The 26,457-nt window shown below is 60.4% G+C and carries 24 protein-coding genes and 1 tRNA gene; 20 read left to right on the top strand and 5 right to left on the bottom strand.

The window, feature by feature from the left end; translation table 11 throughout:
- Window positions 1-357: 357 nt before the first annotated feature.
- On the bottom strand, window positions 358-909 hold the full coding sequence (locus ACF8SD_RS09770) for a heme-binding protein (RefSeq protein WP_392484328.1): 552 nt from the start codon (window positions 907-909) through the stop codon (window positions 358-360).
- Window positions 910-1,601: 692 nt separating this feature from the next.
- Here ACF8SD_RS09770 and ACF8SD_RS09765 point away from each other — a divergent pair.
- The 16 genes from ACF8SD_RS09765 to ACF8SD_RS09690 all read left to right on the top strand — a co-directional run bounded on the left by ACF8SD_RS09765 (window position 1,602) and on the right by ACF8SD_RS09690 (window position 18,229).
- Window positions 1,602-2,351 (top strand): ArpA protein, encoded by a 750-nt coding sequence (locus tag ACF8SD_RS09765; protein WP_392484327.1) that lies wholly within the window; start codon window positions 1,602-1,604, stop codon window positions 2,349-2,351.
- Window positions 2,352-2,365: 14 nt separating this feature from the next.
- Window positions 2,366-2,824 carry a VOC family protein gene (locus ACF8SD_RS09760; RefSeq protein ID WP_392484326.1) on the top strand — a complete coding sequence of 153 codons (459 nt, stop codon included), beginning with the start codon at window positions 2,366-2,368 and terminating at the stop codon, window positions 2,822-2,824.
- Window positions 2,821-3,267: a DUF3291 domain-containing protein gene (locus ACF8SD_RS09755; protein ID WP_392484325.1), complete on the top strand. Its 447-nt coding sequence runs from the start codon at window positions 2,821-2,823 to the stop codon at window positions 3,265-3,267. Before ACF8SD_RS09760 ends, ACF8SD_RS09755 begins: the two co-directional genes overlap by 4 nt.
- Window positions 3,268-3,276: 9 nt before the next feature.
- Window positions 3,277-4,152 carry an iron-containing redox enzyme family protein gene (locus ACF8SD_RS09750; protein WP_392484324.1) on the top strand — a complete coding sequence of 292 codons (876 nt, stop codon included), beginning with the start codon at window positions 3,277-3,279 and terminating at the stop codon, window positions 4,150-4,152.
- 17 nt (window positions 4,153-4,169) lie between these two features.
- Window positions 4,170-5,381: an ATP-grasp domain-containing protein gene (locus ACF8SD_RS09745; protein ID WP_392484323.1), complete on the top strand. Its 1,212-nt coding sequence runs from the start codon at window positions 4,170-4,172 to the stop codon at window positions 5,379-5,381.
- A 39-nt stretch (window positions 5,382-5,420) separates the two neighbouring features.
- A complete protein-coding gene (locus ACF8SD_RS09740; protein ID WP_392484322.1) occupies window positions 5,421-6,647 on the top strand; it encodes a cation:proton antiporter in 1,227 nt (408 codons plus the stop codon).
- A gap of 90 nt (window positions 6,648-6,737) precedes the next feature.
- Window positions 6,738-7,607, top strand: a complete 870-nt coding sequence (locus ACF8SD_RS09735) for a DMT family transporter (RefSeq protein WP_392484321.1) — start codon at window positions 6,738-6,740, stop codon at window positions 7,605-7,607.
- 100 nt (window positions 7,608-7,707) lie between these two features.
- A complete protein-coding gene (locus ACF8SD_RS09730) occupies window positions 7,708-8,637 on the top strand; it encodes a LysR family transcriptional regulator (RefSeq protein ID WP_392484320.1) in 930 nt (309 codons plus the stop codon).
- Window positions 8,638-8,680: 43 nt separating this feature from the next.
- Window positions 8,681-8,857 carry a rubredoxin gene (locus tag ACF8SD_RS09725; protein ID WP_392484319.1) on the top strand — a complete coding sequence of 59 codons (177 nt, stop codon included), beginning with the start codon at window positions 8,681-8,683 and terminating at the stop codon, window positions 8,855-8,857.
- 164 nt (window positions 8,858-9,021) lie between these two features.
- Complete coding sequence (gene fdnG / locus ACF8SD_RS09720; protein ID WP_392484318.1) at window positions 9,022-12,090, top strand: formate dehydrogenase-N subunit alpha; 3,069 nt, start codon at window positions 9,022-9,024, stop codon at window positions 12,088-12,090.
- On the top strand, window positions 12,090-13,040 hold the full coding sequence (gene fdxH, locus ACF8SD_RS09715; RefSeq protein ID WP_009685687.1) for a formate dehydrogenase subunit beta: 951 nt from the start codon (window positions 12,090-12,092) through the stop codon (window positions 13,038-13,040). Before fdnG ends, fdxH begins: the two co-directional genes overlap by 1 nt.
- Window positions 13,037-13,693, top strand: a complete 657-nt coding sequence (locus ACF8SD_RS09710; RefSeq protein ID WP_009685688.1) for a formate dehydrogenase subunit gamma — start codon at window positions 13,037-13,039, stop codon at window positions 13,691-13,693. The genes fdxH and ACF8SD_RS09710 overlap by 4 nt, the downstream gene beginning before the upstream one ends.
- A gap of 4 nt (window positions 13,694-13,697) precedes the next feature.
- Entirely contained in the window at window positions 13,698-14,618 is a 921-nt protein-coding gene (gene fdhE / locus ACF8SD_RS09705; protein WP_173887442.1) for a formate dehydrogenase accessory protein FdhE, read from the top strand.
- Window positions 14,619-14,780: 162 nt separating this feature from the next.
- Window positions 14,781-16,208 (top strand): L-seryl-tRNA(Sec) selenium transferase, encoded by a 1,428-nt coding sequence (gene selA / locus ACF8SD_RS09700; protein WP_392484317.1) that lies wholly within the window; start codon window positions 14,781-14,783, stop codon window positions 16,206-16,208.
- Window positions 16,205-18,127, top strand: coding sequence for a selenocysteine-specific translation elongation factor (selB, locus tag ACF8SD_RS09695; protein WP_392484335.1), 1,923 nt, complete (start codon window positions 16,205-16,207; stop codon window positions 18,125-18,127). The genes selA and selB overlap by 4 nt, the downstream gene beginning before the upstream one ends.
- 6 nt (window positions 18,128-18,133) lie before the next feature.
- A tRNA-Sec gene (locus tag ACF8SD_RS09690) sits at window positions 18,134-18,229 on the top strand.
- 35 nt (window positions 18,230-18,264) lie between these two features.
- On the opposite strand, the gene ACF8SD_RS09685 is transcribed toward ACF8SD_RS09690, so the two are convergent.
- Both ACF8SD_RS09685 and ACF8SD_RS09680 read right to left on the bottom strand, forming a co-directional pair.
- The gene (locus ACF8SD_RS09685; RefSeq protein WP_392484316.1) at window positions 18,265-19,251 is read right to left on the bottom strand and encodes an asparaginase; all 987 of its coding nucleotides are present in this window, start codon (window positions 19,249-19,251) and stop codon (window positions 18,265-18,267) included.
- A 71-nt stretch (window positions 19,252-19,322) separates the two neighbouring features.
- A complete protein-coding gene (locus tag ACF8SD_RS09680; protein WP_110676885.1) occupies window positions 19,323-20,765 on the bottom strand; it encodes a sodium:alanine symporter family protein in 1,443 nt (480 codons plus the stop codon).
- A gap of 178 nt (window positions 20,766-20,943) precedes the next feature.
- Here ACF8SD_RS09680 and ACF8SD_RS09675 point away from each other — a divergent pair, with 178 nt between their 5' ends.
- The 3 genes from ACF8SD_RS09675 (at window position 20,944) to ACF8SD_RS09665 (ending at window position 23,661) form a co-directional block, all read left to right on the top strand.
- The gene (locus ACF8SD_RS09675; RefSeq protein WP_029885046.1) at window positions 20,944-21,753 is read left to right on the top strand and encodes a helix-turn-helix transcriptional regulator; all 810 of its coding nucleotides are present in this window, start codon (window positions 20,944-20,946) and stop codon (window positions 21,751-21,753) included.
- Window positions 21,754-21,851: 98 nt separating this feature from the next.
- Complete coding sequence (locus ACF8SD_RS09670; protein WP_082416229.1) at window positions 21,852-22,736, top strand: sugar nucleotide-binding protein; 885 nt, start codon at window positions 21,852-21,854, stop codon at window positions 22,734-22,736.
- Window positions 22,729-23,661, top strand: a complete 933-nt coding sequence (locus tag ACF8SD_RS09665; protein ID WP_392484315.1) for an NAD-dependent epimerase/dehydratase family protein — start codon at window positions 22,729-22,731, stop codon at window positions 23,659-23,661. The genes ACF8SD_RS09670 and ACF8SD_RS09665 overlap by 8 nt, the downstream gene beginning before the upstream one ends.
- 291 nt (window positions 23,662-23,952) lie before the next feature.
- Here ACF8SD_RS09665 and ACF8SD_RS09660 read toward each other — a convergent pair whose 3' ends face one another.
- Window positions 23,953-24,396, bottom strand: coding sequence for a helix-turn-helix domain-containing protein (locus tag ACF8SD_RS09660; protein WP_173887447.1), 444 nt, complete (start codon window positions 24,394-24,396; stop codon window positions 23,953-23,955).
- 101 nt (window positions 24,397-24,497) lie between these two features.
- On the opposite strand from ACF8SD_RS09660, the gene ACF8SD_RS09655 reads away from it, so the two are divergent.
- Complete coding sequence (locus tag ACF8SD_RS09655; RefSeq protein WP_392484314.1) at window positions 24,498-25,703, top strand: MFS transporter; 1,206 nt, start codon at window positions 24,498-24,500, stop codon at window positions 25,701-25,703.
- Here ACF8SD_RS09655 and ACF8SD_RS09650 read toward each other — a convergent pair.
- On the bottom strand, window positions 25,691-26,374 hold the full coding sequence (locus tag ACF8SD_RS09650) for an OmpW family protein (RefSeq protein ID WP_009685701.1): 684 nt from the start codon (window positions 26,372-26,374) through the stop codon (window positions 25,691-25,693). The two genes, ACF8SD_RS09655 and ACF8SD_RS09650, sit on opposite strands and share 13 nt — an antisense overlap.
- Window positions 26,375-26,457: the final 83 nt, after the last annotated feature.

The following is a 26,457-nucleotide window of genomic DNA, read 5'->3' as shown; positions in this document are numbered from 1 at the left end:
GCGCAGAGAACTCAATTCGTAAGCGCGACGCGGCCTCTGTGGGAGCGGGCGCGCCCGCGAAGAATCCAACGCGGTGGACGGCACCGGCTGCGCCGGTGTTCGCGGCGGTTCGACGCCTCGACACGCCCGCTCCCACAGAGCCCCTGCTAAATCAATAAGTTATCTGTTGTTCTATGAGGGCGGGCTGGCCCGCGAAGCAGGCGACGCGGTACCTGATAGCGGCAGCATCTGCTGCGATAGGGCGTAGCACCTTCTCGATTCTTGACTAGCCTTATCCATTGATAGCTATCAATAAGCCGCCTCAAGTACCCAAAAAAATTTTTCCAAGTCCCTGCCGCACAGAGAACCTGTGCCAGTTCAGACGTCGTCGTCATCCAGCGCAGCTTGGGCGAACTGCGCATCCAGCTCGGGCGTCGCGCCGCTGATACCGATGCCGCCGATATGCTGACCGTTGGCGTCCATGATCGGCAGGCCGCCGCCTAGCAGAGTGAAGCCCGGCAATGACGCGTAGGGGTTGGCGGGAAGCCCGGCACTTCTGTCTGCGAGCGATCTGGAAGAAAGCGGAAAGCGGGCCGAGGTCATGGCCTTGAGCTGTGCTACCTGAATGCTGCCGCTGCTGGCGCCGTCCATACGGTGGAAGTGCTTGAGGTTGCCATGGTTGTCGACAATGCTGATGACGATGGCGTAGCCCTGGGCGCGGGCGGCGCGCTCGGCGGCGGCGGTCATTGTCCGGGCGGCTTCGGCGGTGATGGCAGGGGAGGCTTTTAAAGGTTCAGCCATTGACCATGCTGCCAGTAAGAATACGCACATGAAGATTGCGACACGGCTGTAGTTATTGTTCATCGGGGCACCATCCGTAGGCTTTTTCGTGAAGCTAACAGGTAGCTGGCGTTTGATGATGTAGTCCATTTCCGAAATTGATGTGTGATCGGACCATGACCCATGTCATCGCACCTTCTCGATGGCTTATTAGTCTCACTTCTTGGCGGCCATCCATTGGCCGCCGCCGCGACTACCTAGAGGCGCTGGCCATGTTCGAGCGCTCAAATCTGATAAGAAGTGCACGATAAATCTCAACCGTCGACACTCCTTCAAGGTCGCCGTCGTGGCCCTTGGGGCTCGAGCCTGGCGGCGTTAAGCATCTCCCCGGTGCCGACCTTTGCCGAAGTGCGTCACTTCTCGCTTGCGCACACCATCGAAACCCGAAACACCTGCTATTGCTGGTCAGTAATTTGGGTCTTCTCGACTTTATCCACAACTCCAGCCGCCTCAGGTACCCAGGAATGCGCGGTCGGGCAGCAAAGAGTTAGCGCGAGTCAGTTGAGGCGAAGTGCTTACCGCGATGCCAACTAAATAGAGAGCAGCGCCCAAGGGACAACGGTCAACCGCGGGCTCACCATCGGTTTCTCGCTGCTTCCACCGCCTCCAGTCAGGTCGGCTATCTGACCAGAAGTATTAAGGTGCGATACTTTTAAGAGTGAATTATATGGTTTGAGGAACGAGTGCAAGTCTGTGTGTGGGGTGTATCCGTGCAAAGTTAGGGGTTAGGATTTGAATCTGTTGGTAAATGCATGACCCCTTGATAAGTGCGGAGTGTTCTTATGTCAGATAGTGCTGCTGTTAAAAAAGGTATGGAGCAGGGGAAGGATATACTGGAAACAGACCCTTTCGAAGGTCGCGACTTTTTTTGGGAGCAACATCGGTTCGCCAGAGATGGGTACTTAAAAATAAATCACTTGATCGATCCTGATGTGCGAGATCGAATTTCTGAGGATGTAAAGTATCTGTTGGCAAATTTTTCCAAGCGCCGGGATTTTTTAATTGAGTCAACCGGTAATACCCCGCGTTACTTGAGCAATGTTCCCCAAGAAAGCATCGAGGCTCATGGACGATATATTCCGAATGCTTATAAGTCTCGTTACTTGATGAGTTTGATAGGGCATATAGTCAAGGAGGAAGTTATCCCAACTCCATGGAAATGGGATAACTTCATCATCAACAGCCAGCACAAGTCAGGCGATACCCATGGTTGGCATTGGGGCGACTACCCCTACACGATCATTTGGATCGTCGAAGCCCCGGCGCTTGAGGCCGGAGGGCTGCTGGAGTGCGTACCACATACTAATTGGGACAAGCAGTCCCCCCGGGTAGAAAACCTGTTGGTGGAAAACAAGATCGACTCTTACTTTCACCTCACTGGTGATGTTTATCTGCTTAAGGCCGATACCACGCTGCATCGGGTAAAGCCGCTGACTCAAGATGTAGTTCGTATCATTCTCAATACCACGTGGGAACGGGCGCGGGATAAGGATCGGCAAGTCGAGCATGAGACTTTTGTCTTTCGAGACTAAGTTCGGGGGTAAGCATGGCCAAGGTCAAGTATTCACATACTAACCTCGTCGCAAGCGACTGGAGAAAGATAGCCAGATTCTATATTGATGTTTTCGGCTGTGTTCCAGTCGGCCCCGTGCGTCGGCTTTCAGGGCAATCAGTTGCAGATGGAACTGGATTGGTCCAACCAGAGATCGAAGGCCTTCATCTTCGACTGCCAGGGTACGGGGATGACGGTCCAACGCTGGAAGTATTCCAGTATGGCGACTTCCGAGGCGCGCCGGAAAAGTTTGCCAATTCGCGTGGTTTTACCCACGTCGCATTCGAAGTTTCTGATCTTGAAGCGGTATGCGCAAAAGTGATCGGGGCAGGCGGATGGCTGCTTGGCAAGTTGGCGAAACAACCTGTCGAGGGGGTGGGTGTTTGCACTTTTGTTTACGTCCGTGATCCCGATAGAAACATTATTGAAGTCCAAAGCTGGGAGGCGTCATGAAACGAAGACTTGCACAGTTCGATCTTGTGAAGCCCAGGTTCCCCAAAGGGGACAGAAGAATGGAAGGATTCTATAGCTCGACCGGTTATGTGAACGGTTTGGCGGAACAGCATCCGGGATTCATCTGGCGTGAGACCGATGAGGACCAGCCGCTCCTGGATCAGTTATGGGGCGAGGGCTATCTCTACACGCTCTCGCTGTGGAGGAATGTCGAGTCGCTCAAGGACTTTCTCTACAACACCCCGCACAAGGCGCTCATGCGGCGTGGGAGGGAGTGGTTCAATCCCATCTCAAGCCCTCGGATGGTGTTGTGGTGGGTCGAGGAAGGCCATGTCCCCACCCTTCTCGAAGCCCACAACCGCCTCACGAGATTGTACGAGGTTGGGCCGTCCCATGACGCTTTTGACCTGCGCTCCAGTGAATTGCCGACAGTTCTGTACTGAGGAGGGGAAATGACACAATTGGCTCGTGATACTCAAAAGAAACTCGCCGACTATTACCGCTGTTTTCTCGGTGACCCGGCACAGTTGGTCGCCGCACGACAGTCGGTCAGGTTGTCTCGCAACGTTGTGGAATGCCTCGAGGATGAATGGACTGCCGCTGAGGAGCGCCTGGTGGATCTGCGGGAGCTGCCCACCACGCAGGAAGAGTTTCTCCCGTGGTACGTGATGTGCGAGAAAAAGATCAACGAAGATATCCGATTCTTCGTGGACTTCATGCGCCATCAGGCCAGTATCGAACAAGTCGCTTACTACATCTGCATGGAAGAAATGGTCGATGGTTCGTTCGATGACCTAATGGCAGTGGCGCAATTGGGAATGCCGATTCATTGCAAGATGGTCGCCGGCGAGAACTATTGGGATGAAATGGGCAATGGTGACTTTGCCGCCGTGCACACCACAATGTTCCGCACTTCGTCCAGCTACATGCGGGACCTATTGGACAAGACGGGTATCAGTGTGGAGTTGCCACCACTTGAATGTCTGATGAATGGCAACATCCTGCTGATGTGGGCCGTACGCCGCGAGTACAACATGCGCCTCATTGGTGCGATGGGGTTGGTGGAGGGATCGGCGCCGGTACGCTTTGGCGCCACTACGGCGGCCATGGAGCGCCTTGGCTTGCCAAAAGACGTGATTGCCTATCACAAGGCCCATATCAGCATCGACACCAGGCACAGCGCCGCTTGGTACGAAACAGTGCTGCAGCATTACGCGGCGGGTGGCGAGGATGTGGTACGTGAACTCTCGCTGGGAGTAATGATCCGCTACAACGTCGCGCTGCGTTACTACCAGTTCATGTACAAGACCATGCGGAGCCTGGGATGAGCACTCAAGGACAAACAGTGGTCGTCATCGACCCGATCAGCTCGGGACGGCGCTACGGACAGGATATTCGCCGCAAGGGGTATCACGCATTGGCCCTGGTCACACGCAAGCATTTTCCGGGGCGTTTGCAGAAGCTTCATGGGGTGGACGGTTTTGACGAGGTCGTACATGTCGAGAGCCTGGAGCAGGCCAAGGTCAGCATAGCGGGAAAGAATGTGCATGCGGTTATCCCCGGTTCCGATTCTGCACTGCGAATCTGTGACCGTTTGGCGGCCCACCTGGGGCTGGCAGGCAATCCGGTCCCGACCTATTTGGCCCGGATGAACAAGCTTGAAATGAAGCATCGCCTGCAACAAGAGGGAGTTCCGGTGATGCCTGCGTTCAGGCTGTCCATGGATGAACTGGCCGAGGGGCATGATCTGGGAATTGCATTCCCCGTGGTGGTCAAACCGACCCTGGGCACAGGTGCGAGGAATGTTAAGGTTTGCCAGTCTAGGAGTGATACGTACAAGGCACTGGCGGCTATCGAAAGCAATTTTGAGCCTGGGGCACAAGAGGAAAAGTATGCACTGGTGGAGGCATATGTCGAAGGCCCTGAATACTTCATCGTTACGGCGAATCTGGGAGCGATGGGGCGACAGATTCTCTGCTTCGCGGAATACGAAAAGATCCGGGTTGGCGACAACCCCAGCGTCTATCGCAATATTCGATCCATTTCGCCCATAAGCGATCAGGCACGCGAGGCATTTGCCTACGTATCTCGGGTCAATTCGGCCATCGAAGCCAATGTCGGGATCAATGATCTTGAGTTCAAGATAAACCCGGCGGGACACTTCATCATCGAACAGAACGGTCGACTGCCCGGGGCGAATGTACCTTCGTTAATCGAGTTGTGCACCGGGCTGAACTGCTACGACCTCAACATAGATATCTACCTGGGTCATGCACCACTAAGCTTGGCGGTCCCGCACTACGACAAACATTTCTGTATCTGTTGCCTGATTTCTGAACAGAGCGGCACTGTGACGGGAATTGAAGGTATCAAGCTGGTCAAGCATCTCGATTCGTTCCATGAACTTGGCTTTCTCGTGGAGAAGGGCGAGGTCATCGAGGCAACGCGGGACTTTCTGTCGACCTGGGGTTTTGTCTATCTCATCCATACAGATCCTGAAGTACTGCGCAGAGATGCGGAAACCGTTCATGAGCGTCTGAAGCTGGTGCTTGCCTAGCTAGAGGATCAACGGCGGGTCTTGGGTGAGGGGAAATCCATGTCGAGCTGGTTAGTGCTGGTGTGTTTGATTTTGCTTGCCTGTGCAGTCTGCGGTCGTGTGGCGACAATGCTTGGCCAGAGCCGGGTTGTCGGGGAAATTGTTGCCGGCATACTGCTGGGGCCCACGTTACTGGGGGCATGGTTTCCGCAAGTGTCGGCGAAGGTGCTGACACCCAACTCGATGGAGATTGTCCGGGCGCTAGGCGAACTGGGGTTGATCATACTGATGGTCGAAGTGCCCTGGCATGCCGCAGGTGTCGGACAGCAACGGGGAACGCAGCGTGCTCCGGCCTTGATTGCGAGCCTCGGAATCGTGCTGTCGTTTTTCCTGGGCTGTGTCATTGGTGCCTGGTCGAAGGCGTCCATCGCGCCGACGCAGCCTTATTGGTCCTACGTGATCTTCTGTGGTGTTGCACTGTCGGTGACTGCGCTGCCGGTATTGGTGAGGATTATCCAGGAGCATCCGGGCATCGACGGACAAGCTGGTCGATTGGCGCTCTCGGCGGCGGTGTACACCGATGTGTTCGCTTGGCTTGCACTAGCGCTGGTGTTGGCATTGCAGTCCGGTGGGTCGGCTGGCGTGTTCGAGAGCGTGTTCAGGGTAGGCGGTCTTGTGGCTTATGCCGGTCTGATGTTCCTAGTGGTCCGCCCATTGTTGAAAAAATGGATCGGTCACACTGCGCTAAGTGAACGTTCCCGTGTCGCGCTTACCTTTGTCTACTGCCTGACATCAGCGCAGGTTACCGCGATGCTCGGATTTCACCAGGCTATCGGCGCGGTCATGGCGGCATACGTGTTTCACGACCTGTTCTCAATGGAGCAGGCATGGCGTCGATGGATCGGGAGGTTCGGTCATCTGTTTCTTACTCCGATCTTTTTTGCCGGGTCGGGTATCCAGGTTTCACTGAATGCTTTCGGCGAGCCAGATTTTTGGTTGTGGTTGCTGTTGTTCCTGCTGGCGGGGACTTTCGGTAAGTTTCTGGGCTCATATATTGCCGGCAGGGTATTGGGGTTGCGACTAAATGTTTCCATTGAGATTGGCGTACTGATGAATACAAAAGGTCTTGTGGAATTAGTGTTGCTCGGCGTAGGACTTCAGGCTGGAGTCTTGTCGGAAAGTTCCTATAGTGTTCTTTTGATGCTTGCTCTTGTTTCAATGGTATTGACTAGTCTGGTATTTGGGTTGTTGGGCGGGCGTTTTCGCAAAAGTGCGCCTAGCTATTAAGTCTCAACCCATACAGGGGTTTGATTTTTGGCATGATCCCGATTATTGTTCGGAGGGGTGCATGGATAAGTCATAATAAGGAACATTGCTGTGGACGTATTTATGGGGTTGTTGGCGGCGGCGTTTTGGGGGGCGACGGACTTTTTGGTCGGCGTGAACGCACGAGCGGTTGGGGTAAAGCGGGCAGTGTTCTTCGGACAGTTTCTGGGGCTTTTGTTAATGGCGATCATTATTGTCATTTCAGCCAGTCAGTGGGGAAAATTCATATCTGCGCCATGGCGTGCGGTAGGGTTAGGGATAGTAGCTTCTCTGTGTACTGTGGTGGGGGCGTTGGCGTTGTCGAAGGCTTTCGCTGTCGGCAAAACGGCGGTTGTGGCACCCCTAGTCACCTCGTATGGAGTTTTTACAACCCTGCTGGCGTGGCTGGGCGGGGATGCGCTGTCAGCCTGGCAGGTGAGCGGCATTCTCGTTTGCGTCTTCGGAGTTTTACTGGCGAGTCGCAGTGATCTCGGAGGTGATTTCGAACGCAAGACCAACAGCACGATATCTGTAGGGTTTGCCTTGTTGGCGGCCATGCTTTACGGCATCAGCTTTTGGATTCAGGGCAAGTTCGCCCTGCCGGCACTAGGGCCGGTGAACATGTTAGCGCTGGGCTATGCAGTGGGGGTCATGTTTCTCATCCCGGAAGCCTTCAGGTTGCTGCGGGACCGCGCGACTATTGGGTTGAAGACTTTTGGCTCATTATGCGGTGCCAGTCTTTTCAACCTAGGCGGGTTCTCCGCGTTTTCCTGGGGGGCGCTCAATGGCTCGGTTGCCGTCGTCACTGTCATCAGCACCCTGTCGGGCGGCATTGCTGCGATCCTGGGATACTTTTTTTATCGCGAGCGGCTGTCGGTTATTCAGATCGGCGGGGTTAGTCTGGTGTTGTTAGGGGCTGTGCTTCTGCATCTTTACGGGTGATGCTTTCAAAACAATACAAATGTTTGCTGTGATTTTTTGGGGCCCTGTGCCAAGGGCGTATGTTTTGGTTGTTGGCCTATAAATATGAGTGGTCATCATAATGGACTATCAAGGCTATCTTCAAAAAACTCATGTAGATATGTTGCCTTGCATGGCGGCGTTTGCTGTTGTGGTGGAGGCGGGAAGTTTTGTGGATGCGTCGGCCCGGCTGGGTGTAACCGCATCGGCAGTCAGCAAGCAAGTATCTAAGCTTGAAAATGCATTATCGATTCGTTTGCTAGAGCGCAGTACCCGGCAATTGAAAGTCAATGCCGAAGGGGCTCAGGTCTATTCGCACTGCAAAGAATTGCTTCAGTCCTCTGTAAATGTATTCAGACTCAAGGAGCGCTTTCACGAAAGCCCGCAGGGGCTTATTCGGATCGCAGTGCCCCGCTCATTGCATGGGACGTGTCATCAACTTATCCCTGAGTTCCTTGAGCGCTACCCAGGTGTTAATGTGCAATTCATTTCAAGTGATGGGAACTTGGACTTCATCGCAGAAAGCATCGACATCGGTATCAGAATTACCAAGGCCCCGCCGTTAGGACTGGTAGCGCGTAAGTTGTTCCCTATCGACTTTATAGTCTGTGCTGCAGACAGCTACCTAGAAAAGTACGGTCGACCCGAACATCCTTCGGCGTTGGTGGAGCATAGTTGCATACCTTTTTCCGATATCCGCGAGAGCCAGACTTGGGAGTTTTTATCGGCCCAAGGTCGTTGTGATGTCAGTTTTTTAGGTCGCTACGTTTCAGACAGTGCCGAGGCTGTATTGAATGCCACCCTCTCGGGGCTTGGTATCTCCTGCCTACCTGTGAGGCTTGCTGGCGAGGCGATAGCCGCCAACGAGCTGGTGGAAGTGCTGCCCGAGTGGAAGTACGTGGGAGCGTTGCAGGGGATGGCGTGGGTCCTCCATCAGCCTGGTCGGCATGTGTCACAGAAAGTCAAAGTAATGGTCGATTATCTGGTCGACGCATTACGCAGGATAGGGTGAGCCTGAGGGTAGGATCACTGACGTAGTGGACAAGGAGATAGTGATGACGAAACGGGGTGGCGAGTACTATTGTGAAACCTGCTGGTACGTCTACGATCCGGTACGGGGTGATCCGGAACATGGTGTCGAGGCGGGTACGGCATTCGAAGATGTCCCGCAACAATGGCGCTGCCCTGACTGCGGCTTGGGCAAGGAGGCTTTCGTCCTTCAGGATCGGTGAACGACCGGCAGTAAAGCCCGCTGCCCATTCCCTGACCCATGTCATCGCACCTTCTCGTTTCTTGACTAGTCTTATTCATTGGCGGCCATCAAAAAGCCGCCACCGTGATTACTCAAGAGGCGCCGGCTATGTTCCGAGCGTCCAAACCTGATCAGGAGTGCACGATGGACCTGAACCGTCGGCAGTTCTTCAAGGTCGCCGCCGTCGGCCTTGGAGGCTCGAGCCTAGCGGCGTTGGGCATGGCCCCGACACCTGCCTTCGCCGAGCAGGTGCGCCACTTCAAGCTGGCGCACACCAAAGAAGCCCGTAACACCTGCCCGTACTGCTCGGTCGGCTGCGGCCTGATCCTGTACAGCCAGGGTGACGCGGGCAAGAACGTCAAACAGAACATCATCCACATCGAAGGCGACGCCGACCACCCGGTCAACCGCGGCACCCTGTGCCCGAAAGGCGCCGGCCTGCTCGACTTCATCCACAGCCCCAGCCGTCTCAAGTACCCCGAGATGCGCAAGCCGGGCAGCAACGAGTGGGTGCGGGTCAGCTGGGACGAGGCGCTCGACCGTGTCGCCGACCTGATGAAGCAGGACCGCGATGCCAACTTCATCGAGAAGAACGCCCAGGGGCAAACGGTCAATCGCTGGCTCACCACCGGTTTTCTCGCTGCCTCCGCCGCCTCCAGCGAGGCTGGCTACCTGACCCACAAGGTCATCCGCGCAACAGGCATGTTGGGGTTCGATAACCAAGCACGTGTCTGACATGGCCCGACGGTGGCAAGTCTTGCCCCGACGTATGGCCGTGGCGCCATGACCAACCACTGGTCCGATATCGCCAACGCGAATCTGGTCCTGGTGATGGGTGGCAACGCAGCAGAAGCGCATCCGTGCGGCTTCAAATGGGTGACCGAGGCCAAAGCGCACAATAAGGCGCGGCTTATCGTGGTCGACCCGCGATTTACCCGAACGGCTTCGGTGGCCGACTACTACGCGCCAATCCGTACCGGTACCGACATCGCCTTCATGGGCGGGCTGATCAACTACCTGCTGAGCAACGACAAGATCCAGCACGAATACGTGCGCAATTACACCGACGTGTCGTTTATCGTCAAAGAGAACTATGGCTTCGAAGACGGGCTGTTCAGCGGCTACGACGAGGCCAAGCGCGTGTACGCCGACAAGTCCGGCTGGGGTTATGAGCTGGGTGAGGATGGCTACGCCAAGGTCGACCCGACACTGCAGCACCCGCGCTGTGTGTTCCAGCTGATGAAGCAGCACTACAGCCGCTATACCCCGGAGTTGGCGAGCATGACCTGTGGCATGCCGCAGGACGCCATGATGAAAGTCTGGGAAGAGATCGCCAGCTGCTCGGTACCGGGCAAGACCATGACGATTCTCTACGCCCTGGGTTGGACGCAACACTCGATCGGTGCGCAAATCATCCGCAGTGCTGCCATGGTGCAGTTGCTGCTGGGTAACGTGGGCATGCCCGGTGGTGGGGTCAACGCGTTGCGTGGCCACTCCAACATCCAGGGCCTCACCGACCTTGGCCTGCTGTCCAATTCGCTGCCGGGCTACCTGACCCTGGCCGGCGATGCCGAACAGGATTACGCAGCCTATATCGACAAGCGCGCCTCCAAACCGCTGCGCCCGGGGCAGCTGTCTTACTGGCAGAACTACGGCAAGTTCCATGTCAGCCTGATGAAGGCCTGGTACGGTGCCAACGCCACGGCTGAAAACAACTGGGGCTATGACTGGCTGCCCAAGCTTGATGTGCCGGCTTACGATGTGCTGCGCATGTTCGAGATGATGGGGCAGGGCAAGGTCAACGGCTACATGTGCCAAGGCTTCAACCCGATCGCCGCGCTGCCGGACAAGAACCGCGTCACTGCGGCTTTGGCCAAGCTCAAGTGGCTGGTGGTCATGGACCCACTCGCCACCGAAACCTCGGAGTTCTGGCGCAACGTGGGGCCGTTCAACGACGTTGACACGGCCAACATCCAGACCGAAGTGATCCGCCTGCCTACCACCTGCTTCGCTGAGGAAGATGGCTCGCTGGTCAACAGCAGCCGCTGGCTGCAGTGGCACTGGAAAGGTGCCGACGGGCCGGGCGAAACACGCACCGACGTGCAGATCATGAGCGAGCTGTTCCTGCGCCTGCGTCAGCGTTACCAGACCGAGGGCGGTACCTACCCTGATGCGATCATGAACATCAGCTGGCCGTACAAGATTGCTGATGAGCCATCCCCCGAGGAACTGGCCAAGGAAATGAACGGCTGGGCGGTCACCGACCTTACCGATGCTGCCGGTGCAGCCCTCAAGGCTGGCCAGCAATTGTCGGGCTTCGGTCAACTCAAGGACGATGGCAGCACGGCATCGGGGTGTTGGATCTTTGCCGGCTGCTGGACCGAGCAGGGCAACCAGATGGCTCGCCGCGACAACAGCGACCCGTACGGCATGCACCAGGTGCAGAATTGGGCCTGGGCTTGGCCGGCCAACCGCCGCATCCTCTACAACCGTGCCTCCAGCGACCCGCAAGGTCAGCCTTGGGATCCGGAAAAGAAACGCCTGGTGTGGTGGAACGGCAAGACCTGGACCGGAACCGACGTGCCCGACTTCAAGGTCGACTCGCCACCCGAGGCGGGGATGAACCCGTTCATCATGAACCCCGAGGGCGTGGCGCGGTTCTTCGCCATCGACAAGATGGCCGAAGGCCCGTTCCCCGAGCACTATGAGCCGTTCGAAACGCCGATTGGCATCAACCCGCTGCACCCGCAGAACAAGAAGGCGATCAGCAACCCGGCCGGGCGCATCTTCGACTCGGTATGGGACACCCTCGGCAAGCACGATGAATTCCCGTACGCGGCGACCACCTACCGGCTGACCGAGCACTTCCACTTCTGGAGCAAGCATTGCCGGCTCAACGCGATCGCCCAGCCCGAGCAGTTCGTCGAGATCGGCGAGGTGCTGGCCAATGAAAAAGGCATCAAGGCTGGCGACCGGGTGCGGGTGTCGAGCAAGCGTGGCCATATCGACGCGGTGGCGGTCGTGACCAAGCGGATTCGCCCGCTGCAGGTCAACAACCAGACCGTGCACCAGATCGGCATTCCGCTGCACTGGGGCTTCACCGGCGCAACCCGGCATGGCTACCTGACCAACACCCTGGTGCCATTCCTGGGTGACGGCAACACGCAGACGCCAGAGTCGAAGTCGTTCCTCGTCAAAGTGGAGAAACTCTGATGGCCAGCCAAGACATCATCGCCCGCTCGGCCACCACCACCGTGCCGCCCTCGGTACGCCAGCAGCAGGAAGTCGCCAAGCTGATCGACACCACCAAGTGCATCGGCTGCAAGGCTTGTCAGGTGGCGTGTTCGGAGTGGAACGAACTGCGTGACGAGGTCGGCCACAACCATGGCACTTACGACAACCCCCAGGACCTCACTGCCGAGACCTGGACGCTGATGCGCTTTACCGAGCACGAGCGCGACGACGGCAACCTGGAATGGCTGATCCGCAAGGACGGCTGCATGCATTGTGCCGAGCCAGGCTGCCTCAAGGCGTGCCCAAGCCCAGGGGCGATCATCAAGCATGCCAACGGTATCGTCGACTTCAACCAGGACCACTGCATTGGCTGTGGCTATTGCATCACCGGCTGCCCGTTCAACATTCCGCGCATCTCGCAGAAAGACCACAAGGCGTACAAGTGCACCCTGTGTTCCGACCGCGTGACCGTGGGCCTGGAGCCGGCTTGTGTGAAAACCTGCCCGACCGGGGCAATTGTGTTCGGCACCAAGGACGAGATGAAGGTGCATGCCGCCGAACGCATCGTCGACCTGAAATCGCGTGGCTACGACAACGCCGGGTTGTATGACCCGGATGGCGTCGGCGGTACCCACGTGATGTACGTGTTGCACCATGCCGATACCCCCAAACTGTATGCCGGCCTGCCGGACCAGCCGGTGATCAGCCCGCTGGTAGGGTTGTGGAAGGGCTTTACCAAGCCCCTGGCGTTGTTGGCGATGGGCGCAGCGGTGCTGGCCGGGTTCTTCCACTATGTGCGGGTCGGGCCACAGCGGGTGGAGGAGGACGAACACCCGGCCGCAGCCGACCCGAGCGTGCAGACAGTGGACCCTGCAGTGCATGTCTATGATCCGAGCAAGCCCGGTGGGCAAGGGGAGCAGCGGCCATGAACGACAACAAACCCATCTTGCGCTACAACGCCAACGAGCGCAGCAACCACTGGCTGGTGGCGATCCTGTTTTTTCTCGCCGGGCTGTCGGGGTTGGCGCTGTTTCACCCGGCACTGTTCTGGCTCAGCAACCTGTTTGGCGGTGGGCCGTGGACGCGCATCCTGCACCCGTTTCTCGGGGTGGCGATGTTCGTGTTCTTCGTTGGCCTGGTGGTGCGCTTCTGGCGGGCCAACTTCATCACCGCGAATGATCGCCTCTGGCTGCGCCGGGTTGACCGGGTGATGCGTAACCAAGAGGAGGGCGTACCGCCGATCGGCAAGTACAACGCCGGGCAGAAGCTGCTGTTCTGGACCCTGCTGGTGTGCATGCTGGTCTTGCTGGTCAGTGGTGTGGTGATCTGGCGAGCGTATTTCAGCCACTGGTTCGGCATCGAGGTAATTCGCCTGTCGGCGTTGCTGCATGCACTGGCGGCCTTCGTGCTGATCCTCAGCATTATCGTGCACATCTACGCCGGTATCTGGATCAAAGGCTCGATTGGCGCCATGCTGCACGGCTGGGTAAGCCGCGCCTGGGCACGCAAGCACCATGAACTGTGGTATCGCGAGGTGACTGGCGACAAGCCGCCGAGTCATCACGGACGAAAAGAAGGATGAGCGCTTGAGCACGATACTCGAACCTGGGCAGATCGAAGCGTCGGCGGTGATGCCGCCGTTTCTGCACCTGCCGCCGGCCAACCTGTTTGAAGTGCGGGCTGCGCGTTTGGACACGCTGGCCCAGGGCAATGCCCTGGGCGACTATCTGAGGCTGGTTGCGCGGTTGTGCCGTGTGCAGCAGCAGCTTGTGGATAACCCCCCTGGCGCCCTGCCGGTGGCTGAGGCGCGCCAGCGCCTGTGCATAAGCCATGGTTTGCCGCCGCTGGCGGCAGACAGCCTGGTACGTGACGGAGCTTGGCTGGTCTGGCTGCAGGCCTTGCTCGGTCACTTTGGCGACGAACCCCATGGTCCGTTGGCGGAGGCCTTGCAGGTGCTGCGTGGCAGTGATGACAACCAGCGCAAAGGTTGGGGTTTGGCGTTGCTGGCAGGGCATTATGACGCGGTGCCGGCCGCATTGGTGCCATTGCTCGGGGCTGCGTTGCAGGCGGCCTGGTCCAGTTGGCTGCTGGCATTGCCGGCGCCTGAACTCAAACCCGCTGGCAGTCTGGCCCAGTGCCCGGCTTGCGGCTCGCCAGCGATGGCCGGGGTGGTACGCAACCGTGGCAAGCACAACGGCCTGCGCTATCTAGTGTGCTCGTTGTGTGCCTGTGAGTGGCATGTGGTGCGGGTCAAGTGCGTGTACTGCGAGTCGAGCAAGGACTTGCGCTATACCAGCCTTGAGAATGACCGCCATCTACCCGGCAAGGCGCCCCTGCGGGCCGAGTGCTGCCCGGGGTGTGAAAGCTACCTCAAGCAGAACTACCTCGAAAACGACGCAGCGGCCGAGCCCTTGGCCGACGACCTGGCCAGCCTTGCGCTGGACATGCGCCTGGACGAGGAAGGTTTTCATCGCCTGGCGCCCAACCTGATGCTTGCGCCCGGTTAGTGGGTGAGTGTCTACACTGAAAAACCGAGTCGCCTGCTTCGCGGGTGAACCCTTTCCCACAAGACCTGGAACAGGATCAGACACCTGCGCAGGCTTTTGTGGGGGCGGGCTCACCCGCGAACAGGCCAGTACCGACGACGGATCAATCCTAGGTAGTACCGCATGTCCAACAGCCTCGCCAGCGACACCCCACGTTTGCCGTCCATCGACACCCTCCTGCGCCATCCGGCCTGCCTCCCACTGATCGACCGCCACGGCCGCGATGCGGTCTTGAGCGCCCTGCGCCAATTGCTGGACGACCTGCGGGAGCCCGCGCGCAGCGGCCAGCTCAGTGCCGCCGAGCTGTCTCTCGAGATCCTTCTGGGCCGCGCCGGCGAACGTCTGGCCGCCCAGCAACGCAGCCAGGTACGCCGAGTGTTCAACCTCACCGGCACCGTGCTGCATACCAACCTCGGCCGTGCCCTGCTGCCGGAAGAAGCCATCGAGGCGATGCAGACCGCCGCCCGCTACCCGCTCAACCTGGAGTTCGACCTGGCCAGCGGCAAGCGTGGTGACCGCGACGACCTGATCGAGGGCCTTATCCGCGAGCTGACCGGCGCCGAGGCGGTTACCGTGGTCAACAACAATGCCGCGGCAGTACTGCTGGCGCTCAACAGCCTGGGTGCGCGCAAGGAGGGCATTATCGCGCGCGGCGAACTGATCGAGATCGGCGGCGCCTTCCGCATCCCGGACATCATGGCCCGCGCCGGCGTGAAGCTGCACGAGATCGGCACCACCAACCGCACCCATGCCCGCGACTACGAAGCTGCCATTGGCCCGCGAACCGGGTTATTGATGCGCGTGCACTGCAGCAACTACAGCATTCAAGGTTTCACCACCCAGGTGCCGACCGCCGAGCTGGCGCGAATCGCCCACCAGCATGACCTGCCACTGCTCGAAGACCTCGGCAGCGGTAGTTTGCTCGATCTCACCCGCTGGAGCCTGCCGGCCGAGCCCACGGTGCGCCAGGCCCTGGCTGATGGCGCCGATCTGGTGACCTTCAGTGGCGACAAGCTGCTGGGCGGCCCGCAGGCCGGGATCATCGTCGGGCGCAAGGCATTGATTGCCAGAATCAAGAAAAACCCGCTCAAGCGTGCGCTGCGGGTCGACAAGATCACCCTGGCCGCACTCGAAGCGGTGCTGGCGCTGTACCGCAACCCGGACCGGTTGGCCGAGCGCCTGCCCAGTTTGCGCTTGTTGACCCGTGGCCAGGCCGATATCCAGGCCCAGGCCGAACGCCTGCTGCCAGACCTCCAGGCCCGCCTTGGTGCGCAATGGGTCGTCAGCGTAGAACCTGCGCTGGGCATGATAGGCAGTGGCAGCCAGCCGGTTGCGCGCCTGCCCAGTGCCGCGCTGTGCCTGCGCCCGCAGGTGTCGAAGAAGTTGCGCGGGCGCAGCCTGCACGTGCTGGAGCGAGCCCTGCGGGGCCTGCCGGTGCCGGTGCTTGGTCGCATCGACGACGACGCGCTATGGCTGGACCTGCGCCAGCTGGACGACGAAGCCCAATGGCTGGCGCAATTGCCGGCGTTGCAGTTGGGGCCGGTGCAGTGATCGTTGGTACCGCCGGCCACATCGACCATGGCAAGACCGCACTGCTGAAGGCACTGACCGGCCAGGCCGGTGACCTGCGCCAGGAAGAGCGTGAGCGGGGCATGACCATCGACCTGGGTTACCGCTACGCGGCGCTGGCCGAAGGTGCACCGCTGACGGGCTTCATCGATGTGCCGGGCCACGAGCGGTTTATCCACAACATGCTGGCCGGGGCCCATGGCATAGATGTGGTGCTGCTGGTGGTGGCGGCAGACGATGGCGTCATGCCGCAGACACGTGAGCACCTGGCAATCATCGAGCTGTTGGGTATCCCCCAGGCACTGGTGGCGGTCAGCAAGTGCGACCGCGTCGAGCCGGCGCGCCTGGCCCAGGTGCAGGCGCAGGTCAGTGAGCTGCTGGCGCCAGGGCCCTATGCCGGGGCGCGGCAGTTCCCGGTGTCGAGCCTTGGCGGGGAGGGCATCGACGCGTTGCGCCAAGCCTTGCTGCAGGCGCAAACCGCTGTGCGGCAACGCAGTGCGCAAGGCGGTTTTCGCCTGGCTATCGACCGCGCCTTCGCCGTCACCGGTGCGGGGGTGGTGGTGACCGGCACGGCGCTGGCCGGCCGGGTGAGTGCCGGCGATACCCTGGTCCTGGGGAAGGCCGGCAAGGCGGTGCGGGTGCGAGGCCTGCATGCACAAAACCAGGCCGCCTTGGTAGCGCAGGCCGGCCAGCGAGTAGCGCTCAATATCGCAGCCGAACGCCTTAGCGCGGAGCAAGTTCACCGTGGCGACTGGCTGCTACCGCAGTGGCTGCACGCGCCCAGTGTTCGGGTGGATATCGAGTTGAACCTGCTGCCGGGCGAGCTGCGGGCGTTCGAGCACTTCAGTGCCGTGCATGTGCACCTCGGCACCCAGGACGTGACGGCCCGTGTCGCGTTGCTGGAAGGTGAAAGCCTGGCCGCCGGCCAGCGCATGTTTGCCCAGTTACTGCTCAATGCGCCGTTGCAGGCCGTGCATGGCGACCGCTTGGTACTGCGCGACCAGCGTGCTCAGCGCACCTTGGGCGGCGGCAAGGTACTCGATCCGTTTGCCCCCAGCCGCCAGCGCCGCAGCCACGAGCGTTTACGCCAGTTGCAGGCGCTGCGAGATGCTCAGGGCCTGGAGCAGGCACTGCCGGCACTGCTCGCCAGTGCGCCCGGTGGTATCGACCCGCAGCGCCTGGAGCGACAGTTCAATCGCCTGCGCGAAACCTGGCAGCTACCGGCGAACGTGTTGGTGGTGGCCACGCGGCAGGGCCAGCTGCTGTTCGCCAGCGCCCAGTGGCAGGCGCTGAAACGGCAGGTGCTGGCGCAACTTGCCCGCTTCCACGAGCAAGAACCCGATCAGCTGGGCCCCGACCGTGACCGCCTGCGGCGCTTTACTGCATTGCCGTTGGAGCGGCCTGCGTTTGTCAGCCTGCTTGAGGAACTGCTAGAGGACGGGGCGATTGCCGCCAGTGGGCCCTGGCTGCATTTGCCGGATCACAAGGTCCAGTTGAGTGAAGCCGACGAGGCACTGTGGGCGCGCCTGCAGCCCAGGTTGCTGGCGGGGCAATTCGATCCGCCCTGGGTCAGGACATTGGCGGCAGAAGAGAACTGCCTTGAAGCTGACGTTCGTTTGTTGTTGCGCAAGCTGGCGCGTTTAGGCGTAGTGCACCAGGTGGTGCGCGACCTGTTCTACCCCGCAGCGACGCTACAGCGCATGACAGAGCTGCTGCTAGGGCAGGCGGCTGGCACTTCATTAGTGCAGGTTGCTGCATTTCGCGATATGTTGGGCATCGGTCGCAAGCGCAGTGTGCAGATTCTGGAATACTTCGACCGCATCGGCCTGACCCGCAGGGTGGCCGAGCAGCGTCACATTCGCGCTGACAGCGCCCTGGCCCAGCAGTACGCCAGGCACTGAGTTCAAGGAAGGCAATCGCGCCCGGTGGCGCGGCCGGGCTTCAAACCCGGTTGGGGACGGCAGCCGTTCCCGGGCAGGTTCGACTCCCGCTGCCTTCCGCCATCTTCTTTTCTTGCCCGGGCGAGTGCGGGTAGTGCCTACGCCCGCTCCCCACACAGGTCCAGGGCAAACCAGCGTTCTGCTGATTCCACATCCAACCCTGCCCCCAGCAGCGCAACCATCTTGCCCAGCGCTGCCTCGCGGGTCATGCCGCCGCCACTGACCAGGCCCGCGCTACGCAGTCGGTTGCCTGCCGCATAGGTATCGAATACCACCGAGCCTTCAGGGCATTGGCTGATTGCCGCCAGCAGCACACCGCGCTGGCGCGCTGCACGCAGTACCTCGAGCAACGCCAGGTCATCCGACGGCCCGGTACCACTGCCATAGCACTCCAGCAGCAAGCCCTGCACGCCGCTGCCCAACAAGGCCTGCAGATGGCTGGCCTGCAGCCCGGGGAACACAGGCACGACCGCCAGGTTGACCGGCTGGCGCGGCTGGCGGTAATCCAGCTCGGCCGGGATGACTGCCGCACGCTGGCTGTCGCGATGCCGCGGCAGGGCAACGAACGCATCGAACGCTTCACTGCGCAACTTGGTAGCCCGGCAACCGTGCACCAGCTGCCCATGGAAGTACAACTGCACGCCGTCTTCCAGCCCTTGTTCGAACAGGCGCAGCGCGCCACACAGGTTGGGCCAGGCGTCGCTGTCGGCGGCGCCGGCCGGCAGCATCGAACCGGTCAGCAGTACCGGCACGGGCAAGCCCAGCAGCAGGAACGACAAGGCAGCCGCGCTATAAGCCAGGCTATCGGTGCCATGCAGCACCAGCACCCCATCATGGCCAGCATCCACCGCCGTGACGATGGCATCACGCATGGCCAGCCAGTTGTGCTGTTGCATGTTGGCGCTGTCCAGCAGCGGGTTCAGCTCTTGCAGGGTCCACTGCAGTTGGGGGGCATCGGACAGTTGCGCGAAGTGTTCACGCATCCGCCCGTCGAAACCGCCGGCCGGTGCCAGGCCCTCCGGGGTTTCGAGCATGCCGATGGTGCCACCGGTATAGAGAACGAGAAGATTCTTGACTGCACGCATGGAAAGCATCCGTGGCGGTGAGCGGAGAAAAAAGCCGCCCACGAACGGGGCGGCTTGGGCAGGGCAGGATATCAGCGCTGTGGCTGGGCCTGGACGGCTGCTTTGTCAGCGGCTGTTTCCAGCTGAGGGTTGGCTGGCCAAGCGTTGCGGTCCAGGTCCAGGTCGGCGAACTTGGTCGAATCGAACACTGGCTGCTTGATACCGGCCTTGCGCTGGTCGTCGTAGTCGCGCATCACCCGCAGGCCAATCTTGAACAACAGGGCCAGGGCGATCAGGTTGACGAAGGCCAGGCAGGTCATGGTGATGTCGGCGAAGGCGAACACGGTCGACAGGTCTTGCATCGAACCCCACACCACCAGCGCCAGTACCAGGCCACGGAACACCATCAGTACCACGCGGTTGCGGCTGAGGAACTGCAGGCTGTTCTCGCCCAGGTAGTAGTTGTAGAGAATGCAGGTGAACACGAACAGCGACAGCGCAACGCTGACGAACACGCGGCCCCAGTCACCCACCACCGCGGCCAGCGAGTTCTGGGTCAGGACAATGCCGTCGCCCTCGAAGCCTGGGGTGTAGAAGCCCGACAGCAGGATCAGCAGTGCGGTGCAGGTGCAGATCACGAAGGTGTCGAGGAACACGCTGAAGGCCTGGACCACGCCCTGCGCGCCCGGGTGTTTCACTGCCGCCACGGCGGCAACGTTCGGTGCACTGCCCAAGCCTGCTTCGTTGGCGAACACGCCCCGCTTCACGCCCATGACGATGGCGCTGCCGAGCAGGCCGCCAAACGCAGGGTCAAGGCCGAAAGCGCTCTTGAAGATGGTTTCCAGCATGGCGGGTACGTGGTCGATCTGGGTGCCGATCACGTACAGGGTCACGCCGATGTAGGCCAGGGTCTTGACCGGCACCAGCAGGTCCGAGACCGCCGCGATGCGCTTGATGCCACCGATGAAGGTGATGGCCAGCAGCACGGCCAGCACCAGCCCGGTGTGGCTCGGCTTGAAGTCGAAGGCATTTTGCAGCGAATGGGTAACGGTGTACGACTGCAGGCCGATGAAGGCGAAGCCGTAGGTCACCAGCAGCAGGATCGAGAACACGATGGCCATGCTTTTCAGCTTCAGGCCATGCTGGATGTAGTAGGCCGGGCCGCCACGGTACAGGCCGTCGCCATCGGCGCGCTTGTACACCTGGGCCAGGGTACATTCGAAGAAACTGCTGGCCATGCCGACCAGGGCAGTGACCCACATCCAGAACACCGCGCCAGGGCCGCCCAAGGTCACGGCAATGCCGACCCCGGCGATGTTACCGGCGCCCACGCGGCCAGCCAGGCTCAGCATCAGGGCCTGGAAGGAGCTCAACTGGCCTGCCTGGCCACGCAGCGATTCCTTGAACACGGCGAACATGTGGCCGAAATGGCGGAACTGTACGAACCGCGAACGGATGGTGAAGTAACCGCCGAGACCGACGATCAGCACGATGAGGAGTTTCCCCGAGAGGAAATCGTTGAGTGCTTCGAGCATTGGAAAATGACCTCGATTCTTATTCTTCGTGTGGATTGATCAGCGGACGGCAGGCGCACCGCTATTCGTTGGGGCGCATGGTTGGCCATGACAAGAGTCGTTACAATTTCGCGGGTTGCTCTGACTTGATGCGACTTGATGCTACAATGGCGTCATTCGCGTCACCTGGATTCCGTACATGAGTGAGCATTTCGCTACCAACCTCAAACTGGCTTGCAGCCACTACCGCTCTATTTCCGAAGTTTGCCGCCAGCTCTCGATCAACCGAGCGCAGTTCAACAAGTACCTCAGCGGGCAGAGCCGTCCGACGGCTTTCAACCTGAAACGCATCGGTGATTTCTTTGGCGTCGAGGATTACGAGCTGAACCTGCCAGCCGAGCAGTTCGCCCGCCTGATCGGTGCCCGCGTCTCGACCCTGGCCGAGCAACCCAGCGACCCGATCAGTGAACTGTTCCGCCCGCTGCATGAGCACGCTGGCAACCTGTCGCGGTATTGCGGTTATTACTTCGAGTATTCGAACTGCATGTCGGTGCCCGGCACGATCCTGGTGTCGCTGGTGCACCTGTGGGAAGAGCGGGGGCGTTTCCTGTTCGAGCGCCAGGAGCGGCAGGAGCGCTCCAGCGCCACGGACCTGCATGCCGAAGTCCGTTGTCGCTATCTGGGCGCAGCGTTTCAGTTGCAGGACCGGGTATTCCTCATCGACTACGAGTCGCTGACCTTCAACGAAATGAGCCAGACCATCCTGATTCCCAGCTTCAAAAGCCGGATCACCCGCCTGAACGGCCTGAAGGCCGGGGTTTCCAGCGGCGACCGGCGCAACCCGGCCTGCACACGGGTGGTGTGGGAGTACCTGGGTGAGGAGATCAATCGCATCAATGCGTACCGACAGGTCAAACTGTACCGTCCGGATGATCCGCGTATAGACGATGACGTCAGGGAACGGCTGAGCGTGGGGCCGTTGCGCAACAGTTTGTTTGAGATTGAATAGGCGGCTTGACTCAATAAGCCCTGTGGTTGGACTTCCCCGCCCGGAAACCGCAAAATGACCCACTTTCCTTAATCAACCTCTCCGGATCTGCTGACTCTATGCGTATGCGCCTAATGCTGTTGGGTGGTGGCAATGCCCTCGGGCAAGCGCTGATTCGTCTTGGGGCCGAGGAGGACATCGCATTCCTGGCGCCGCGCCCGCCCGAGAACGGCTGGACGCCGGCGAGCCTGACCCAGTTGCTTGACGACCATCGCCCCGATGCCCTGGTGAACCTGGCCTATTACTTCGACTGGTTCCAGGCCGAGTCGGTCAGCGAGCCGCGCCTGGCGCAGCAGGAGCGGGCAGTAGAGCGGCTGGCAGAGCTGTGCCAGCACCACCAGATCACCCTGGTGCAGCCTTCCAGCTACCGGGTATTCGATGGCTCGCGGGCCACTGCCTACAGCGAGAAGGACGAGCCCGTACCCTTGGGGCTGCGGGGCCAGGCCTTGTGGCGGATCGAGCAGAGCGTGCGTGCGGCGTGCCCGCAACATGTGCTGCTGCGCTTTGGCTGGTTGCTGGACGAAAGCATCGATGGCTCGCTCGGTCGTTTCCTGACCCGTGCCGAGCAACCGGCTGAGTTGCTGCTGGCCGATGACCGGCGCGGCAATCCCACACCTGTGGACGATGCGGCCCGGGTGATCCTGTCTGTGCTCAAGCAACTCGATTGCAACGCGCCGCTATGGGGCACCTACCATTACGCCGGCAACGAGGCGACCACGCCGCTGGTGTTGGGCCAGGCGATCCTGGCCGAGGCCGGCCAATATCGCCAGCTGGCAGTGCAGGCACCCACGGCGCAAGCGCATGCCGCGCGGCCGGATGCCAGCGAAGAGCCGCAGCATGCCGTATTGGCCTGCAAAAAAATCCTTCATACCTTTGGCATCAAGCCGCGTGCCTGGCGCGCCGGCTTGCCGCCCCTACTGGACCGTTTCTACCGCCATGGCTGATGCCCCCATCCTGATCACCGGCGGTGCCGGCTTCATTGGTTCCCACCTGTGCGATGCGTTGTTGGACAAAGGCTACGCCGTACGCATTCTCGATGACTTGTCCACTGGCCGACGGGACAACCTGCAGATCGACCACCCACGGCTGGAACTGATCGAAGGCGATGTCGCCGATGCTGCTCTGGTCATGCGGGCTGCGGCAGGTTGCAGTGCCGTGGTGCACCTGGCCGCAGTGGCTTCGGTGCAGGCTTCGGTCGAAGATCCGGTGCGTACCCACCAGAGCAATTTCATCGGCACCCTCAATGTTTGTGAAGCCATGCGCGAGCACGGTCTGCGCCGGGTGGTGTTCGCCTCCAGTGCCGCCGTGTATGGCAACAATGGCGAGGGCGAGTCGATCGCCGAGGATACGCCCAAGGCACCGCTGACGCCCTATGCCGTGGACAAGCTGGCCAGTGAGCAATACCTGGACTTCTACCGCCGTCAGCACGGGCTGGAGCCGGTGGTGTTCCGCTTCTTCAATATCTTCGGGCCTCGCCAGGACCCGTCCTCGCCCTATTCCGGGGTTATCAGCATCTTCTGCGAGCGTGCTGTGCAGGGCCTGCCGATCACCGTGTACGGGGATGGCGAGCAGACCCGCGATTTCCTGTATGTAGGCGACCTGGTGCAAGTGATGGTGCAGGCACTGGAGCAGCCGCAGGTCGAGGAGGGTGCGGTGAACATCGGCCTCAACCAGGCAACGTCGATCAACCAGATGCTCGCAGCGCTGGAGAAAGTCGTGGGCAGCTTGCCAGCGGTGACCTACGCGGCGGCGCGAGCAGGTGATATTCGCCATTCGCGGGCCGATAACCAGCGCTTGCTGGCGCGGTTTGCATTCCCGCAGGCTACGCCGATGGTCGAGGGGCTGGCCCGGCTACTGGGTAAAAGCTGAAGTCACGGGCCAAGCGATGCCCTGCCTGTAGGAGCCACTGTCTTTCTCAAAATTCGAAAAGCCTGCGCGATTCATTGTGGGAGCGGGCTTGCCCGCGAAGCAGGCGACGCGGTGGCTGGCACCGGCTGCGCCGGTGTTCGCGGGCACGCCCGCTCCCACAGGAACCGTGTGATCTTCGAGTCCTGCATTTTGCTGTTGATCTACACCCTCTTCGGCTGTGGCAACACCAGATCCCTCTCTCAAGACACAAGCGGCCTTGAGTTGCGACAGGGCTGCGCAGCAGCCCCTGGATCAGCCATGGCGCACCACCTTGCGCACGCAGTCCTCGGGGCGCAACATCCGCCCATCCAGGCTTCTCACCTCTAACGGTTCAAGCCCCTGCCCGCTGCCGGCGTCCACCAGCGCGGAACGCGTTTCACCCGCCTCGAACAGATACCGTTCCCCCCATTGCCGCAAACCCACCACCAGCGGAAATACTGCGCGCCCTTTCCCGGTCAGCACATATTCCTTGTAGGCACTGCCATCCGAGGCTGGCTGCAGCTCCAGCAAACCGCTTTCCACCAGCCACTTGAGCCGTGAGGCGAGGATGTTCTTCGCCAGCCCCAGATTCTTCTGAAACTCACTGAAGCGACGCAGGCCATCAAAAGCGTCGCGAAGGATCATCAGCGCCCAGCGGTCACCCAGCACTTCCAAGGCCCGGGCGACGGGGCATTGCGCGTTGTTTGCAGCGAGCATGGAGCCACCTTGTTCTGAATGACTGGTTGCAGATTAAAACCACATTTGCTAAATAGCCAGCATGTAGTTTCAAAATGAAACCAGATTATCGAGGTCGGGCCATGCAGCCTTCACTGACACGCTGGATAACACTACTGCTTGCCACTGCCAGCGGCATGGCAGTGGCAACGGTGTACTTTGCGCAACCGTTGCTGGACTCGATGGCTGCCGACCTGGGTGTAGCGCGGCAGCAGATTGGTTGGGTGGTTGGTGCAACCCAGGCGGGCTACGCCTTGGGCTTGCTGTTGGTCGTGCCGCTGGGTGACCGGGTGAACCGCAAACGCCTGCTGCTGGGCCAACTGCTGTTTTCGGCACTGGCGCTGACGGCTGTCGGCATGGCGCCGAACTGGGCGGTGTTGCTGCTGGCGTTGACCATCGCCGGGCTGATGGCCGTGATGGTGCAATTGATGGTGGCGCACGCTGCCAGCCTGGCCGCCCCCGGTCAGCAAGGGCAGGCGGTAGGTACCGTCACCAGTGGCGTGGTACTGGGTATTTTGCTGGCGCGGCTGGTCTCCGGCGGGCTGGCTGACCTGGCAGGTTGGCGCTGCGTGTACTGGGTGGCTGCAAGCCTGTTGGTGGTGCTGGCCGCAGTGATGTGGCGCAGCTTGCCCGCCGTGCCTGCAACCCGGCATCGCACCAGCTTCCGCGCACTGATCGCCGGCCAGTTCAGCCTTTACCGGCACGACCGGCTGCTACGTCAGCGTGGCGTGTTTGGCGGGTTGATCTTCGCTGCATTCAGCGTGCTGTGGAGTGCCATGGTCATGCCCCTCAGCGCTGCGCCATTGGCGTTCAGCCATACCGAGGTCGGTTTGTTCGGCCTGGCAGGTGTAGCGGGCACGTTGGCCGCATCGCGTGCCGGGCGCTTGGCCGACCAAGGGCAGGGTGAGCGGACCACGGGGCTGGCGCTGTTGCTGCTGACGCTTTCATGGCTGCCCACGGCCATGCTCGGGCAATCCGTGATGGCCTTTGTCCTTGGCGTGCTGATGCTGGATTTTGCCGTGCAGGCAGTGCATGTCACCAACCAGACGGTGTTGCTGGCCGGGCGTGGCGAAATGGCCAGCCGCCTGATTGCGGCCTACATGTGCTGTTATTCGCTGGGGAGCGGGGTGGGGGCGGTGCTGGCGAACTGGTGTTATGCGCACTGGGGGTGGGTAGCGGTGTGCGGCCTGGGCATGGCCATCAGCGCGGCGGCCCTGGCTTATTGGCTGTGGCTGCAACGCGCAAGGGCGGCCGAAGCCGCCCTGCAGTGTTCAGGTCAGAACTTGTAGCCTAGGCCGACCATGTACACCCATGGGTCTACATCCACGTCGACCTTGGTCTTGCTGTAGCCCAGCGCGGTGGGGCCGTTGACGCTGGCCTTGGTGTCGATGTCCACATACCAGACCGCGGCGTTGACCAGCAGGTTGTCCGTGAGCATGTAGTCCATGCCCAACTGCCCGGCGATACCTACCGAGTCTTGCAGCTTCAGGTTGCTGAAGCCCTGCTGCTTGCGGGCGCTGCTGAGGTCTTCATCGAAGAACAGTGTGTAGTTGATACCGACGCCGGCATACGGCTGGAACTTGGAGTTCGGTTCCATCGGGTAGTACTGCAGCGACAGTGTCGGCGGCAGTTGCTTGATGTCGGCCAGCTTGCCATCCAGCCCGCCACCCAGGCCTTTTACGCCTACGGTGTGCTTGAACGGCGTAGCCGCCAGCAACTCCAGGCCAACGTGGTCGGTGAGCATGTAGGCGAAGGCCAGGCCCAGCTGGGTGTCGCTGTCCAGTGTCGCCTTGGTGCCCGAAACCTTGTTGCCGTCGAATTTCAGGTCGCTGCTGCTCTCATTCGGCGCAGTGGTGATTGCACCAGCGCGAACGATGACATCCCCCGCCTGGTGGGCGTGGGCAACAGGGGCGGCGAAGGCCAGGGCCGCGAATGCGGCACCGAGCAAGGACTTGTTCATGGAAGCTCCCAGAGGACGTTAATAATCGAGTAGTCCAATGGTACGGATGGGTCTAAACAGAATGTTTGACCCAGCTCAACGAA

The organism is Pseudomonas sp. CJQ_9, from assembly GCF_043106615.1.
Lineage (GTDB): Bacteria > Pseudomonadota > Gammaproteobacteria > Pseudomonadales > Pseudomonadaceae > Aquipseudomonas > Aquipseudomonas juntendi.
Note: the sequence above shows the minus strand (reverse complement) of the source record. Positions and strands in the feature narration are given on the sequence as shown.

Excerpts from the sequence above, each read along its gene's own strand:
- ACF8SD_RS09770 (WP_392484328.1), bottom strand. The coding sequence starts at position 909 with ATGGACTACATCATCAAACGCCAGCTACCTGTTAGCTTCACGAAAAAG.
- ACF8SD_RS09765 (WP_392484327.1), top strand. The coding sequence starts at position 1,602 with ATGTCAGATAGTGCTGCTGTTAAAAAAGGTATGGAGCAGGGGAAGGAT.
- ACF8SD_RS09760 (WP_392484326.1), top strand. The coding sequence starts at position 2,366 with ATGGCCAAGGTCAAGTATTCACATACTAACCTCGTCGCAAGCGACTGG.
- ACF8SD_RS09755 (WP_392484325.1), top strand. The coding sequence starts at position 2,821 with ATGAAACGAAGACTTGCACAGTTCGATCTTGTGAAGCCCAGGTTCCCC.
- ACF8SD_RS09750 (WP_392484324.1), top strand. The coding sequence starts at position 3,277 with ATGACACAATTGGCTCGTGATACTCAAAAGAAACTCGCCGACTATTAC.
- ACF8SD_RS09740 (WP_392484322.1), top strand. The coding sequence starts at position 5,421 with ATGTCGAGCTGGTTAGTGCTGGTGTGTTTGATTTTGCTTGCCTGTGCA.
- ACF8SD_RS09730 (WP_392484320.1), top strand. The coding sequence starts at position 7,708 with ATGGACTATCAAGGCTATCTTCAAAAAACTCATGTAGATATGTTGCCT.
- ACF8SD_RS09725 (WP_392484319.1), top strand. The coding sequence starts at position 8,681 with ATGACGAAACGGGGTGGCGAGTACTATTGTGAAACCTGCTGGTACGTC.
- fdxH (WP_009685687.1), top strand. The coding sequence starts at position 12,090 with ATGGCCAGCCAAGACATCATCGCCCGCTCGGCCACCACCACCGTGCCG.
- ACF8SD_RS09710 (WP_009685688.1), top strand. The coding sequence starts at position 13,037 with ATGAACGACAACAAACCCATCTTGCGCTACAACGCCAACGAGCGCAGC.
- selA (WP_392484317.1), top strand. The coding sequence starts at position 14,781 with ATGTCCAACAGCCTCGCCAGCGACACCCCACGTTTGCCGTCCATCGAC.
- ACF8SD_RS09685 (WP_392484316.1), bottom strand. The coding sequence starts at position 19,251 with ATGCGTGCAGTCAAGAATCTTCTCGTTCTCTATACCGGTGGCACCATC.
- ACF8SD_RS09680 (WP_110676885.1), bottom strand. The coding sequence starts at position 20,765 with ATGCTCGAAGCACTCAACGATTTCCTCTCGGGGAAACTCCTCATCGTG.
- ACF8SD_RS09675 (WP_029885046.1), top strand. The coding sequence starts at position 20,944 with ATGAGTGAGCATTTCGCTACCAACCTCAAACTGGCTTGCAGCCACTAC.
- ACF8SD_RS09670 (WP_082416229.1), top strand. The coding sequence starts at position 21,852 with ATGCGTATGCGCCTAATGCTGTTGGGTGGTGGCAATGCCCTCGGGCAA.
- ACF8SD_RS09665 (WP_392484315.1), top strand. The coding sequence starts at position 22,729 with ATGGCTGATGCCCCCATCCTGATCACCGGCGGTGCCGGCTTCATTGGT.
- ACF8SD_RS09660 (WP_173887447.1), bottom strand. The coding sequence starts at position 24,396 with ATGCTCGCTGCAAACAACGCGCAATGCCCCGTCGCCCGGGCCTTGGAA.
- ACF8SD_RS09655 (WP_392484314.1), top strand. The coding sequence starts at position 24,498 with ATGCAGCCTTCACTGACACGCTGGATAACACTACTGCTTGCCACTGCC.
- ACF8SD_RS09650 (WP_009685701.1), bottom strand. The coding sequence starts at position 26,374 with ATGAACAAGTCCTTGCTCGGTGCCGCATTCGCGGCCCTGGCCTTCGCC.